9 protein-coding genes are annotated in these 13,310 nt (G+C 67.0%); 3 read left to right on the top strand and 6 right to left on the bottom strand.

From position 1 onward, the window contains the following. Window positions 1–74: 74 nt before the first annotated feature. The 4 genes from P0Y43_RS17420 to P0Y43_RS17405 form a co-directional block, all read right to left on the bottom strand. Window positions 75–1,745 (bottom strand): bifunctional protein-serine/threonine kinase/phosphatase, encoded by a 1,671-nt coding sequence (locus P0Y43_RS17420; RefSeq protein WP_275638512.1) that lies wholly within the window; start codon window positions 1,743–1,745, stop codon window positions 75–77. Window positions 1,746–1,753: 8 nt separating this feature from the next. After that, a complete protein-coding gene (locus P0Y43_RS17415; protein WP_275638511.1) occupies window positions 1,754–2,965 on the bottom strand; it encodes a nitrate/nitrite transporter in 1,212 nt (403 codons plus the stop codon). Window positions 2,966–3,178: 213 nt separating this feature from the next. Continuing rightward, entirely contained in the window at window positions 3,179–3,754 is a 576-nt protein-coding gene (locus P0Y43_RS17410; protein ID WP_275638510.1) for an ANTAR domain-containing response regulator, read from the bottom strand. A gap of 10 nt (window positions 3,755–3,764) precedes the next feature. Then, window positions 3,765–4,979 (bottom strand): CmpA/NrtA family ABC transporter substrate-binding protein, encoded by a 1,215-nt coding sequence (locus P0Y43_RS17405; RefSeq protein WP_275638509.1) that lies wholly within the window; start codon window positions 4,977–4,979, stop codon window positions 3,765–3,767. A gap of 125 nt (window positions 4,980–5,104) precedes the next feature. On the opposite strand from P0Y43_RS17405, the gene P0Y43_RS17400 reads away from it, so the two are divergent. Next, entirely contained in the window at window positions 5,105–6,127 is a 1,023-nt protein-coding gene (locus P0Y43_RS17400) for a quinone-dependent dihydroorotate dehydrogenase (protein WP_275638508.1), read from the top strand. A gap of 101 nt (window positions 6,128–6,228) precedes the next feature. Here the strand turns inward: P0Y43_RS17400 and rmf are convergent, their stop codons facing one another. Then, entirely contained in the window at window positions 6,229–6,444 is a 216-nt protein-coding gene (gene rmf, locus P0Y43_RS17395) for a ribosome modulation factor (RefSeq protein WP_080642046.1), read from the bottom strand. Between the two features lie 552 nt (window positions 6,445–6,996). Here rmf and rlmKL point away from each other — a divergent pair. Together rlmKL and P0Y43_RS17385 are read left to right on the top strand one after the other, a co-directional pair. Continuing rightward, window positions 6,997–9,186, top strand: coding sequence for a bifunctional 23S rRNA (guanine(2069)-N(7))-methyltransferase RlmK/23S rRNA (guanine(2445)-N(2))-methyltransferase RlmL (rlmKL, locus tag P0Y43_RS17390; RefSeq protein WP_275638507.1), 2,190 nt, complete (start codon window positions 6,997–6,999; stop codon window positions 9,184–9,186). A 94-nt stretch (window positions 9,187–9,280) separates the two neighbouring features. After that, window positions 9,281–11,671 (top strand): sensor domain-containing diguanylate cyclase, encoded by a 2,391-nt coding sequence (locus P0Y43_RS17385; protein ID WP_275638506.1) that lies wholly within the window; start codon window positions 9,281–9,283, stop codon window positions 11,669–11,671. A 126-nt stretch (window positions 11,672–11,797) separates the two neighbouring features. Here P0Y43_RS17385 and dacB read toward each other — a convergent pair whose 3' ends face one another. Continuing rightward, the gene (gene dacB, locus P0Y43_RS17380) at window positions 11,798–13,261 is read right to left on the bottom strand and encodes a D-alanyl-D-alanine carboxypeptidase/D-alanyl-D-alanine endopeptidase (RefSeq protein WP_275638505.1); all 1,464 of its coding nucleotides are present in this window, start codon (window positions 13,259–13,261) and stop codon (window positions 11,798–11,800) included. Window positions 13,262–13,310: the final 49 nt, after the last annotated feature.

The raw sequence follows: 13,310 nt of genomic DNA, 5'->3' as shown, positions 1-13,310 counted from the left end.
TTTGAAGCTTCACGAAAAACCCGGCCTCGGCCGGGTTTTTCTTTTTTTGGGTTTCTGTGACGGCCCAATAACCCTTAGCCCTTCAAGCGAGCCAGCAACACCACCAGGTTGATCAACAGCGACACCAATGCCACCGCCCGCCACACCTTCAGCGGCTCGCGCTCCAGCAGCGGTCGCGCACGCAGCGGCAACTCCTGCCGATCGCCCCGTTCCAGCAACAACAGCCACTGTTCCGCCGTCTCGAAACGCAGTGCGGGCTCCGCTGCCACTGCCTGTTCCAGGTTGCGTTGCAACCATTCCGGCAGGTCGGGGCGATAGCGCGCGGGATTGACCGGGTGGCCGAAGCGCGGGCGCTGGAATGCCTCGACCTCGCCATACGGGTAATGCCCGGTCAGCAGGTGATAGAGCGTCACACCCACCGCGTAGAGGTCTTGGCGCGGGCTCGGCGCCTGGCTCTCGAAGGCTTCCGGAGCGATGAACGATGGTGTGCCGGGCAACTCATGCGGTGCGTCCTCGGACAACCCCGGGCAGTAGGCCAGGCCGAAATCCAGCAGGCGCAGTTGACCGTCGTCGCCCAGGTGCAGGTTTTCCGGCTTGATGTCACGGTGAAGCAGGTTGCGCCGATGCAGCACGCCGACCGCTTGCAACAGCTGGCGTGCCACTTCCAGCCACTGGGGCAGAGGCAATGGGCCGTGCTCGGCCAGTAGGCTGGCCAGCGTGCGGCCCGGGTACTGTCGCATCACGTAGTAAAGGTGCTGGCGCTGGCTGGCGGCATGCACTTCTGGGAAGTGCCGCCCGGCCACACGGCGCAAGAACCACTCCTCCAGCAGCAGGCGCTGCACCGCTTCCGAGTCTGTCTCGCGGGTCTGCGGCAGGGTCTTGAGCAGCCAAGGCTGGCCTTGGCTGTCCGTGACCCGGTACAGCAACGACTGGCGACTCTGCGCCAGCACCCCTTCGACCTGCCAGCCGTCGATGCGCTGGCCGGCGCGCAGGGGAGGGGGTGCCGGCCAGTGTTGCAACTGCGCCAAGGTGTCACCGAGGTTCGCCGGCCCGGGCTGCTCGACCCGCACCAGCAGGGCGCTGGCGTTGTCCTGGCTGCCGCAGTGGTGAGCGGTGGCCACCAGGGTATCAGCCGCCACCTGCAGGTCAGGCTGTTCGCGCAGGATCGAGCGGATCTGCTGCTCGCCCAGGCTGGCCCAGACTCCGTCGCTGAGCAGCACGAAGCACTCGCCGTGCTGCAATTCACCTTCCAGGTAGTCCACCAGCAGATGTTGGTCCAGCCCCAGGGCCCGCTTGAGCACATGCTGCATGCCCGGTTGGTCCCAGACGTGATCCTCACTCAAGCATTGCAAGCGACCGTCGTGCCAGCGATAGGCACGGCAGTCGCCCACGTGCGCCAGGGTGAAGCGCTGCCCGCGCAGCACCAGCGCGGTGAGGGTGGTCAGCAGCGGCTGGCCGCCACCTTGGGCGCGCAGCCAGCGGTTCTGCGCCAGTAGCAGCCGATCCAGGGCCTGGGCCACACCCCAGGTGGCGGGCGTGGCGTAGTAGTCCAAGGCCAGCGCCTGCAGGCTGGCCCGTGCCGCCAGGCCGCCGTCTGCGCATTGGCTGACGCCGTCGGCGAGGGCGAACAGGTAGCCCTTGCTGGCCGCCAGCTCCGGCGCCGGGGTGACCAGGCGCAGGGCGTCCTGGTTTTCCGCGCGCGGGCCGGTGGCGCTGGCCTGGGCGAAACTCAGTCGCAGGCTCATCGTGGTGCTCAGACCCGCGCCGCGGTGACCGCCGCCGAGCCCCAGGTGGTGCGCCAGCGCAGCTTGACGCCGTGCAGGCCGAACCAGGCCAGCAGGCCAAGGCTGGCGAACAGCCACAGGCCCAGCTGGTAGTCTCCGGTGTGCTGCTTGATCGCCCCAAGGCCCGCCGCCAACAGGAAGCCACCGATACCGCCGGCCATGCCGATCAACCCGGTCATCACGCCGATCTCCTGACGGAAGCGCTGCGGCACCAGTTGGAACACCGCGCCGTTGCCAGCGCCCAGGCCGAGCATGGCGCTGACGAACAGGGCCAGGGCCGCTGCGGCACTGGGCAGGTTAAAGCCGACCGCAGCGATGCAGATCGCCGCCACGGTATACATGCCCAGCAGGGTGCGGATACCGCCGAAGCGGTCGGCCAGGGCGCCGCCCAGCGGGCGCATCAGGCTGCCGGCGAACACGCAGGCGGCGGTGTAGTAACCGGCGGTCACCGGGCTCAGGCCGTACTGGTCGTTGAAGTAGCCGGGCAGGGCGCTGGCCAGGCCGATGAAGCCGCCGAAGGTCACGCTGTAGAAGAACATGAACCACCAGCTGTCACGGTCGCCGAGGGCCTTGAAGTAGTCGGCCATGGCCTTGGGCTTGGGGCGCTCGGGGGCGTTGCGCGCCAGCAGGGCGAACAGCACCAGGGTCAGCACCAGTGGGATCACCGCGAAGCCGAACACGTTGTTCCAGCCGAAGCCGGCGGCCAGGGCCGGTGCCAGCAGGGCGGCGAACACCGTGCCGGAGTTGCCGGCGCCGGCGATACCCATGGCTTTGCCCTGGTGTTGCGGCGGGTACCATTGCGAGGCCAGGGGTAGCGACACGGCGAACGAGGCGCCGGCGAAACCGAGGAACACGCCCAGCAGCAGGGCCTGTTCGTAGGTGCGTACGCCCAGGTGCCAGGCACAGGCCAGGGCGACGATCACCACCACCTGGCCGATCAGCCCGGCGGTCTTGGGTGACAGGCGGTCGACCAGCATGCCCATGGCGAAGCGCAGCAGCGCGCCGGCGAGGATGGGTGTGGCGACCATCAGGCCGCGTTGTTGCGCGCTCAGTTGCAGGTCGGTGGCGATCTGCACCGCCAGGGGGCCGAGCAGGTACCAGACCATGAAGCTCAGGTCGAAGTACAGGAAGGCGGCGAACAGCGTGGGCACATGCCCGGATTTCCAGAAGCTCGTATTCATTGAACACCTCGCTCGGCTTGCAACGGTTGTCAGGCCCTTGCCTGTGCAGGGGCGGAAACGAAAAAGACGCCGCTACCCGGTCCATCAGCGTGGAGGGGAGAGCGACGTCTTTGTCGGGGATATGGGGCAACCGCCGTTGGCTACCTGGGAATTGTCGAGCAAGAGGCGGGCCAAGTTCGAGGGGCTGTGTTGGCCACGGCACCGATGCCGTGCCTAGCCCAGCATCTCGTGCATGGCGATGATCTGCTCGGCCACCTGGATCAGCTTCTGCTGGCGGCTCATGGCCTGGCGGCGCATCAGCGTGTAGGCCTGCTCCTCGTTGCAGTCTTTCATCTTCATCAACAGCCCCTTGGCCTGCTCGATGCGCTTGCGCTCGGCCAACTGCTGGTCGCGGGCCAGCAACTGCGCGCGCAGCGCCTGGTCGCTCTCGAAGCGCGCCATGGCCACGTCGAGGATCGGCTGCAAGCGCGCGGCATGGATGCCCTCGACGATATAGGCGCTGACCCCGGCGTGGATCGCCTGGCGCATCACCCCTGGGTCGTGTTCGTCGGTGAACAGCACGATCGGCCGTGGCCGGTCGCGGCTGACCAGCACCACCTGTTCCATCACATCGCGGCCCGGTGACTCGGTATCGATCAGCACCACGTCCGGGCGCACCGTTTCGACGCAGGCGGGCAGGTCGATGGTCAGCCCTGGGGCTTCGATGACCTCGAAGCCGGCTTCGCTCAGCGCGGCCTTCAGGCGGCCGACCTTTTTCTCGGTGTCGTCGATCAGCAGGATGCGCAGCATGGTGGCCTCCTCACGAACCGACGCGCACGCCGGGCGCGTCGCCCAGGGCATGCAGGCGGAAACTACGGGCGTAGGCGTGCGGATCGCTGCCGTCCCAGCGGCTGCCGTCGATCAACAGGCTGCTGCGCATCGGCAGGTCGGCGCACGGCACCCCCACCGCCTCGGCGGCCTCGCGATACAGGGCCAGTTGTTGCACGCGGGTGGCCACGGCCAGGTAGTCGGGGTCGTCGCGCAGCAGGCCCCAGCGGCGGAACTGGGTCATGAACCACATGCCGTCGGAGAGGTAGGGCAGGTTGGCGCGGCCGTGGTCGAACAGGCGTAGGGCGTGGCGATCCTGCCAATGGTGGCCGAGACCGTCGTGGTAGTCGCCGAGCAGGCGCGGCTCGATGCTGCTGGCCGGGGTGTCCAGGTAGGCCTTGCCGCTGAGCAACAGGGCGGTGCTGCGGCGGTTCTCCGGGCTCTGTTCGATGAAGCGGCTGGCGGCGAGCACCGCCTTGACCAGCGCGCGTGCGCTGTTGGGGTATTGTTCGACGAACGCGCGGGCGCAGGCGAGTACCTTCTCCGGGTGATCCGGCCAGATCGACTGGCTGGTGGCCAGCGTGAAGCCCTGGCCTTGCGCCACGGCGTCCGCCGACCAGGGCTCGCCGACGCAGAAGCCGTCGATGCGTCCGGCCTGGAGGTGCGCGAGCATCTGCGCCGGTGGCACCACCACGCTGTCGACGTCGCGCAGGGGGTGGATGCCCTGGCTGGCCAGCCAGTAATACAGCCACATGGCGTGGGTGCCGGTGGGGAAGGTCTGGGCGAAGGTCAGCCGTGCGCCGTTATGGTGCACCAGGTGCGCCAATGCTTCAGGGCTGGTCACACCCTTGCGATGCAGGGCAGGGGACAGGTTGATGGCCTGGGCGTTCTGGTTCAGGCCCATGAGCACGGCCATGTCCTTGGCCGGTACGCCGCCCAGGCCCAGGTGCACGGCGTACACCAGGCCGTACAGGCTATGGGCCGCGTCCAACTCACCGCTGACCAGCTTGTCGCGCAGGCCGGCCCAGGAGGCCTGGCGGCGCAGGTTGAGGGTCAGGCCGTAGGTTTGGGCGAAGCCCTGGGTGGCGGCGACCACGACCGAGGCGCAGTCGGTGAGGGCCATGAAGCCGATGTCGAGGCTGGGTTTTTCCGGCGCGTCGCTGCCGTTGACCCAGGCCAGGGGTGTTGCGGGAGGTGCTGTATCCACGAAAAATCCTCGCCCGTACCGATCGGGCCGTCATCGAGGCGAAGCAACCCATATGCCAAGGCCCTGTCGCCCGGGCGGCGCGCTGGCTATAATCGCGCCCTCACTCACCCCGAGCCTTGCCGACCATGTATACCCTGGCCCGCCAGTTGCTGTTCAAGCTTTCCCCGGAAACCTCCCACGACCTGTCCCTGGACCTGATCGGCGCCGGTGGCCGCCTCGGGCTCAACGGCCTGCTGTGCAAGCGCGCCGCCGCACTGCCAGTGACGGTGATGGGCTTGAACTTCGCCAACCCGGTGGGCCTGGCCGCCGGCCTGGACAAGAACGGCGCGGCGATCGACGGCTTCGCCCAGCTGGGCTTCGGCTTCGTCGAGATCGGCACCATCACCCCGCGCCCGCAGCCGGGCAACCCCAAGCCACGCCTGTTCCGCTTGCCCGAGGCCACGGCGATCATCAACCGCATGGGCTTCAACAACCTCGGCGTGGACCACCTGCTGGCGCGGGTGCGTGCCTCGCGTTATGACGGCGTGCTGGGTATCAACATCGGCAAGAATTTCGACACCCCGGTCGAGCGCGCCCAGGACGACTACCTGATCTGCCTGGAAAAGGTCTACAACGACGCCAGCTACATCACCGTCAACGTCAGCTCGCCCAACACCCCCGGCCTGCGCACCCTGCAGTTCGGCGACTCGCTCAAGCAACTGCTCGATGCCCTGGCCGAGCGCCGCGAGCAACTGACGGGCGAATATGGCAAGCGCGTGCCGTTGGCGATCAAGATCGCCCCGGACATGAGCGACGAGGAAACCGCGCTGGTGGCCTCGGCGCTGGTCGAGTCGGGCATGGATGCGGTGATCGCCACCAACACCACCCTCGGCCGCGAAGGCGTCGAAGGCCTGCCGCATGGTGGCGAGGCCGGTGGCTTGTCGGGGGCGCCAGTGCTGGAGAAAAGCACCCACATCGTCAAGGTGCTGGCAGGCGAGCTGGGCGGCAAGCTGCCGATCATCGCCGCGGGTGGTATCACCGAGGGCCGTCACGCGGCCGAGAAGATCGCCGCCGGCGCCAGCCTGGTGCAGATCTACTCCGGCTTCATCTACAAGGGCCCGGCACTGATCCGCGAGGCGGTCGACGCCATCGCGGCCATGCCCCGGTAACAAACGACGGGCATAAAAAAGGGCCCCGCGAAGGGGGCCCCTGGGCCGTAGCCCGCCGCCCGGATGGGGCGTGCATGGTGACTCGAATTCAGTGTCCTCGTTCAGCCAACGGCGTGATTTTCGTTGAGTCTCTGGATGCCAGCGGTGCCGGTCATACCGTCCCAGTTGTCGCCGCGACCTTCACGCCAGCCGTTGATCCAGGCCTGGCGAACGGATGGCAGGTTGAAGGGGCAAAGTTCGCGGGATTTTCCGGTGACCCCATATTGGTAGCCACGTGAATATGCTCTTTCCAACGGATCACGCTTAAGTCTTCTCATAGGGTGTTGCCCTCACTTGTTGACTGTAATGTCCCGTCGGCCTCTCCGAGGCCGGGCAGAATCTTTCTGCCGGTTTGCGCTCGCTGCCGGCGTCGCGAGCCGAAAGTGCCACTTCATTGCGAGGTGGCCTGAGAGGAGTTCTAACGAATGCGCGTCACAGTGTGAATGATCGATTTGTCATAAGGACGTAACGTTTCCAAGGGTCACAGGATAAGTAAATAAATGCGACTCGACGCGATTCGCCCTTCAGCCCGCTATGATCAGGGTTTGGCCGCACTTGACGTCATTTGGCCATTGGTCGGACTACACCATTTGAAATAACCGGTAATGCGACGAAGGGTCGCTGATGGCCCTTCGATAGACGAAATTTTCACACTGCTCGACGATCAAAGCCTTTTCATGGTTCGCCATGAAAGGCCTGTCGGTCGGGCGGCCCGGCGCTCCCGAGGTTGGGGAGGCCACCCGGATGCCTGCTGGAAGGGTGTCCGGCTAACAGCGGCAGGCACGATGCGTCGGCTTGCCACCGCACAGCCCCTAGGCCCTGGAATACTCATGTCGGACCGTTTCGAACTCTACCTCACCTGCCCCAAGGGCCTCGAAGGCCTGCTCGCCGAAGAGGCACGGAGCCTTGGCCTGCTCGATGTACGCGAGCACACCGCAGCCATTCGCGGCGCGGCCGACATGGAAACCGCCTACCGCCTGTGCCTCTGGTCGCGCCTGGCCAACCGCGTGCTGCTGGTGGTCAAGCGCTTCGCCATGAAGAACGCCGATGACCTCTACGACGGCGTGCATGCCGTCGACTGGGCCGACCACCTGGCCGCCGACGGCACCCTGGCGGTGGAGTTCAGCGGCCATGGCTCGGGCATCGACAACACGCACTTCGGCGCGCTCAAGGTCAAGGACGCCATCGTCGACAAGCTGCGCAACCGTGAAGGCCAGCGCCCGTCGGTGGACAAGCTCGACCCGGACCTGCGCGTGCACCTGCGCCTGGACCGTGGCGAGGCGATCCTGTCCCTCGACCTCTCCGGCCACAGCCTGCACCAGCGTGGCTACCGCCTGCAGCAGGGCGCCGCACCGCTCAAGGAAAACCTCGCCGCCGCCGTGCTGATCCGTGCCGGTTGGCCGCGCATCGCCGCCGAGGGCGGCGCCCTGGCCGACCCGATGTGCGGCGTGGGCACCTTCCTGGTCGAGGCGGCGATGATCGCTGCCGACATCGCACCGAACCTCAAGCGCGAACGCTGGGGCTTCAGCGCCTGGCAGGGCCACGTGCCGGCGCTGTGGCGCAAGGTGCATGACGAAGCCCTGGCCCGCGCCCAGGCGGGGCTGGCCAGGCCGCCGCTGTGGATCCGTGGCTACGAGGCCGACCCGCGGTTGATCCAGCCGGGGCGCAACAACGTCGAGCGTGCAGGCCTGGGCGATTGGGTGAAGATCTACCAGGGCGAGGTCGCCAGCTTCGAACCGCGTCCGGACCAGAACCAGAAGGGCCTGGTGATCAGCAACCCGCCCTATGGCGAGCGCTTGGGCGACGAAGCAAGCCTTCTGTACCTCTACCAGAACCTCGGCGAGCGTCTGCGCCAAGCCTGCATGGGCTGGGAAGCGGCGGTGTTCACCGGCGCGCCGGAGCTGGGCAAGCGCATGGGCGTGCGCAGCCACAAGCAATACGCCTTCTGGAACGGTGCGTTGCCTTGCAAGCTACTGCTGTTCAAGGTCCAACCCGACCAGTTCGTCACCGGCGAGCGTCGCGCGGGCACCGACGACGGCGAAAGCCGCCCGCAGGCCGCCATGGCCGCTGAGCCTGCGCGCCTGTCCGAAGGCGCGCAGATGTTCGCCAACCGCCTGCAGAAGAACCTGCGCCAGTTGGGCAAGTGGGCGCGGCGAGACAATGTGTCGTGCTACCGCCTGTACGATGCCGACATGCCGGAGTACGCCCTGGCGGTCGACCTGTACGAGGAGTGGGTCCACGTGCAGGAGTACGCCGCGCCGCGCTCGGTCGACCCGGACAAGGCCCAGGCGCGTCTGCTCGACGCCCTGGCGGCGATCCCCCAGGCGCTGGGCATCGACCCCCAGCGTGTGGTGCTCAAGCGCCGCGAGCGGCAGAGCGGCACCCGTCAGTACGAGCGCCAGGCCACCGAAGGGCGCTTCCAGGAAGTCAGCGAGGGCGGCGTCAAACTGTTGGTCAACCTCACCGACTACCTGGACACCGGCCTGTTCCTCGACCACCGCCCGATGCGCCTGCGTATCCAGCGCGAAGCGGCCGGCAAGCGCTTCCTCAACCTGTTCTGCTATACCGCCACGGCCACCGTGCACGCGGCCAAGGGCGGCGCGCGCAGCACCACCAGCGTCGACCTGTCGAAGACCTACCTGGACTGGGCGCGTCGCAACCTCTCGCTCAACGGCTTCTCCGAGCGCAATCGCCTGGAACAGGGCGACGTGATGGCCTGGCTGGAAGGTGCTCAGGACAGCTACGACCTGATCTTCATCGACCCGCCGACCTTCTCCAACTCCAAACGCATGGAAGGGGTGTTCGACGTGCAGCGCGACCATGTGCAGTTGCTCGACCTGGCCATGGCGCGCCTGGCGCCGGGCGGGGTGCTGTATTTCTCCAACAACTTCCGCAAGTTCCAGCTCGACGAGCACCTGCAGGCGCGCTACGCCGTGGAGGAAATCAGCGCCCAGACCCTGGACCCGGACTTCGCCCGCAATGGCCGCATCCACCGGGCCTGGCGCCTGCAGCTACGCTGAAACGACGAGGTACGTTGCGGCGCTAATGGCCAATGGCTATAAAACAGCAAAGGGCCGGTAAATTCGCAGGACGCTGACGTGATGAGAATGCTCTATGTCGAGGTATGGCGTGCGCGCGAAGATGTTCGGCCTGATCAGCGAGGAGCTGTCGGCCTGGGTGGTGGCATTGGTGGCGCTGGTCGCGGGCGGTCTGCTGACCGCCGCGCTGGGTTTTGCCGCCCATGCCTTCTACAAGCAGCAGTTGCGCCAGCGCTTCGAGCTGCTGGCCAGTGAGCGCTATAGCCGCATCGCCGAGCGTTTCGAGGACCAGACCCAGCGTCTGGATGGCCTGAGGCGCTTCTTCAGCTACTCCAACGAAATCACCCCTGAGGAATTCGACGGTTACGCCCGCCCACTGCTGCATCGCACCCAGGCGTATTCCTGGGCGCCGCGGGTCGAGGCAGCGCAGCGCGAGGCCTTCGAGCGCCGGGCCAGCGCCTGGCTCGGCCAGCCCTACCAGATCCGTGACCATGATGCGCAGGGCGGCTGGCACCCGGCTGCGCCGCGCGCGTACTACTACCCGGTGCTCTACACCCAGGCCACGCACCAGGAGGAGCAACCCTTCGGTTTGGACCTGGTCGGCCAGGCGCAACGCGCCGACACCCTGGCGCGCGCCGCGACCCCAGGCAGCATGGCGGTCTCGGCGCCGCTGGACATGATCAACGTCGAGCCGGCCTACAGCCGTGGGGTGCTGATCGTTGCCCCGGTGTTCGCCGAGTCGGTCAAGGCCGGCCCGGCCGGTTACGTGATGGCGCTGCTGAGCATGCGTCAGCTGATCGCCGAAGGCCTGCCGACGGCCGCCGACGATAACCTTGCGGTGCGCATCGTCGATCTTTCCAGTCTTCAGGGCCATGAGGTGCTGTACGACTCCGGCAACCCGGCCGCGCCGATCGCGCTGGGGAGCAGCCAACTGCTGAGCCTGGCCGATCATCACTATCAGCTCGAAATCCGCGCCAGCCAGGCGTTCCTGCTGGCGAATCGGTCCTCGGTGGTGCCGACCGTGACTTTGCTGGGCGGGCTGCTGAGCCTGCTGCTCAGTGCCTTGCTCTACAGCTTGTTCAGCCAGCGCCAGCGAGCGCTCACGCTGGTCGAGCAGCGCACTGCGGAACTGCGGGTCAGCGAGCAGTCCTTGCGCGAGACGCACAACCAGTTGCGCAGCGTGCTCGATGCGGCGACCCAGGTGGCGATCATCGCCACCAGTCTGCGCGGGGTCATCACTACCTTCAACGCCGGTGCCGAGCGTTTGCTCGGCTACAACGCCAACGAGGCGATCGGCCGGCTGACCCTCGAAGACCTGGTTGAGCCCGAGGACCTGCGCCAGCGCGCCCATGCCCTGAGCGTGCGCTACGGCCGGGAGATTGCCGGGGGCCAGGCGATGTTCGCCGAAACCGTGCAGGAAGGGGGTGGCGAGCCCGGCGAGTGGACCTTGGTGCGCAAGGATGGCAGTCATCTGCTGGCCAACATGCTGGTCACTGCGGTACTTGACGAGCAGGGGCTGTGGGTGGGCTACCTGGCGATCTGCATCGACGTCACTGAACGCCGGCGCGTGCACGAGGCCCTTGCGGCTCGCGACCGGTTGCTGGAGAAACTCAGCGCCGAGGTGCCCGGCGGCATCTACCAGTACCGCCTGGATGTCGACGGGCACTCCTGCTTCCCCTACGCCAGCCAGGGCCTGCACGACATCTACGAGGTCGACCTGCAGGTGTTGCGCGAGGACGCCTCGGCGGTGTTCGAGCGCATCCACCCCGACGATCTGGAGCGCGTGCGCCGCTCGGTGCGCCAGTCGGCCGAGCGCCTGACACCGTGGCGCGAGGAGTACCGGGTGTGTTTGCCGCGGGCCGGGCTGCGCTGGGTGCGCGGCGAGGCGACGCCGGAGATCGGCGAGGACGGCTGCACCCTCTGGCACGGCTACCTGACCGACATCTCCGACCTCAAGCGTGTGGAGGAGGAGCTGCGCGCGCTGTCGATCACCGATGCCCTGACCGGTATCCACAACCGCCGTTATTTCCAGGAACGCCTGCGCACCGAGCTGGAGCGGGCCCAGCGCGACGGTTGCGACCTGGCGGTGATCATGCTCGACATCGACCACTTCAAGTGCATCAACGACCAGTTCGGCCATGCCGTGGGTGACCATGTGCTGCGCAGCCTGTGCCAGCGCATTGGCCACAGGTTGCGGCGTACCGACGTGTTCTGCCGGTTGGGCGGCGAGGAGTTCATGGTGCTGTGCCCGGGCAGCAATGCCGAGCAGGCGCGCTCGTTGGCGCTGGAATTGTGGCAGGGGGTGCGCAGTGTGCCGGTCGATGGGGTTGGCCGGGTCACGGCGAGTTTCGGGGTGGCCGGCTGGCGATCGGGGGAGGGGGCCGATGCTTTGTTGTTACGGGCCGATGCGGGGGTCTATGTGGCCAAGCAGGCCGGGCGGGATCGGGTGGAGGCGGAGTTGCCCTGAGCCGTGTGGGTGTTGCTGACGGCCCTATCGTGGGGCAAGCCCGCTCTACAGGTACCCCGCCGTTCCTGGACTCAGTGCGGTACCTGTGGGAGCGGGCTTGCCCCGCGATAGGGCTGTGTCATGCCCTCAGGGCACGACGCCGATGGTACCTGCCCCCACTTTCGGCTGCTTGTACAGGTCCAGCAATACCTGGTCCAGTACCTGGGAAGCCCCCCATGGCTTCGGATCGTTGAGGATCGCCGCCACTGCCCAGGTATTGCCGTTGCTGTCGCGGCTGAACCCTGCGATCGCCCGCACGGTGTTCAATGTGCCGGTCTTGATGTGCGCCTCGCCGGTCATGGCGGTGCGCTTGAGGCGCTTGCGCATGGTGCCGTCCATGCCCACCAGCGGCATCGAGCTGATGAACTCGGCCGCATACGGGCTCTTCCACGCCGCCTGCAGCAGTGCCGCCATCTCACGGGTGCTGACCCGCTCGGCGCGCGACAGCCCGGAGCCGTTCTCCATCACCAGGTGCGGCGAGGTGATGCCTTTCTTGGCCATCCACTGGCGCACCACGCGCTGGGCGGCGCGGGCGTCGTCACCGTCGGCATCGGTGCGGAACTGCGCGCCGAGGCTGAGGAACAACTGTTGGGCCATGGTGTTGTTGCTGTACTTGTTGATGTCGCGGATCACCTCGACCAGGTCGGGCGAGAAGGCGCGGGCCAGCAGGCGCGCGCTCTTGGGCACGTTCTCGACGCGGTCGCGGCCCTGGATGCTGCCGCCGAGTTCGTTCCAGATCGCCCGCACGGCGCCGGCGGCGTAGGTTGGGTGGTCGAGCAGCGAGAGGTAGGTCTGCGAGTTGCAGCCGTCGGCCAGCTGGCCGCTGACCGTGACGCTGACGCCGTCCGGCTGCACCACCGGGTTGTAGCGCACGTCGCCGCTGCACTGCTTGCCAGCCACCGGCTTGACCTGGTTGTCGATGCGCACGCTGGCGATGGGTGGCTCGACCGACACCGTGACCTTGCCGCCGTCGTTGCGGGCGACGAAGCGCAGGGCCTTGAGGTTGACCAGCAGCGAGTCGGGCTTGACCAGGAAGGGTTTGTTGACGTCGCCGCCGTCATCGTCGAAGTGCGGCAGGTTGGGCTGCACGAAGTGGCTGCGGTCCAGCACCAGGTCGCCGGTGATGGTGCGCACGCCATTGGCACGCAGGTCACGCATCAGCAGCCACAGTTTTTCCATGTTCAGCTTGGGGTCGCCGCCACCCTTGAGGTAGAGGTTGCCGTTGAGCACGCCGTTGCTCAGGGGGCCGTCGGTGTAGAACTCGGTCTTCCATTGGAAGGTAGGGCCGAGCAGTTCGAGTGCGGCGTAGGTGGTCACCAGCTTCATGGTCGATGCGGGGTTGACCGAGACATCGGCGTTGAAGATGGTCGGTGTGCCAGGCCCATCGAGGGGCAGCATCACCAGGGAGAGGGCGGAATCCTGCAGCTTGTTGGTCTTCAGGGCCTGTTGCACCTTGGCGGGCAGGCTGGTATTGACGGTCGCGGCCTGGGTGGGCAAGGCCAGGGGCAGGAGCAGGCCGGCGAGAAACAGTGGGCGAAGCGTCTTGATCATGAGTGCTGAAACCCTGCGTACGAGGGGAAAAGGACAAGGGGCCGTAAGA

It is taken from the genome of Pseudomonas entomophila (genome assembly GCF_029193575.1).
GTDB classification, from domain to species: Bacteria; Pseudomonadota; Gammaproteobacteria; order Pseudomonadales; family Pseudomonadaceae; genus Aquipseudomonas; species Aquipseudomonas entomophila_G.
Note: the sequence above shows the minus strand (reverse complement) of the source record. Positions and strands in the feature narration are given on the sequence as shown.

What these genes read in the sequence shown, in the direction of transcription:
- P0Y43_RS17420 (WP_275638512.1), bottom strand. Translation starts at nt 1,745, where the DNA reads ATGAGCCTGCGACTGAGTTTCGCCCAGGCCAGCGCCACCGGCCCGCGC.
- P0Y43_RS17415 (WP_275638511.1), bottom strand. Translation starts at nt 2,965, where the DNA reads ATGAATACGAGCTTCTGGAAATCCGGGCATGTGCCCACGCTGTTCGCC.
- P0Y43_RS17410 (WP_275638510.1), bottom strand. Translation starts at nt 3,754, where the DNA reads ATGCTGCGCATCCTGCTGATCGACGACACCGAGAAAAAGGTCGGCCGC.
- P0Y43_RS17400 (WP_275638508.1), top strand. Translation starts at nt 5,105, where the DNA reads ATGTATACCCTGGCCCGCCAGTTGCTGTTCAAGCTTTCCCCGGAAACC.
- rmf (WP_080642046.1), bottom strand. Translation starts at nt 6,444, where the DNA reads ATGAGAAGACTTAAGCGTGATCCGTTGGAAAGAGCATATTCACGTGGC.
- rlmKL (WP_275638507.1), top strand. Translation starts at nt 6,997, where the DNA reads ATGTCGGACCGTTTCGAACTCTACCTCACCTGCCCCAAGGGCCTCGAA.
- P0Y43_RS17385 (WP_275638506.1), top strand. Translation starts at nt 9,281, where the DNA reads ATGTCGAGGTATGGCGTGCGCGCGAAGATGTTCGGCCTGATCAGCGAG.
- dacB (WP_275638505.1), bottom strand. Translation starts at nt 13,261, where the DNA reads ATGATCAAGACGCTTCGCCCACTGTTTCTCGCCGGCCTGCTCCTGCCC.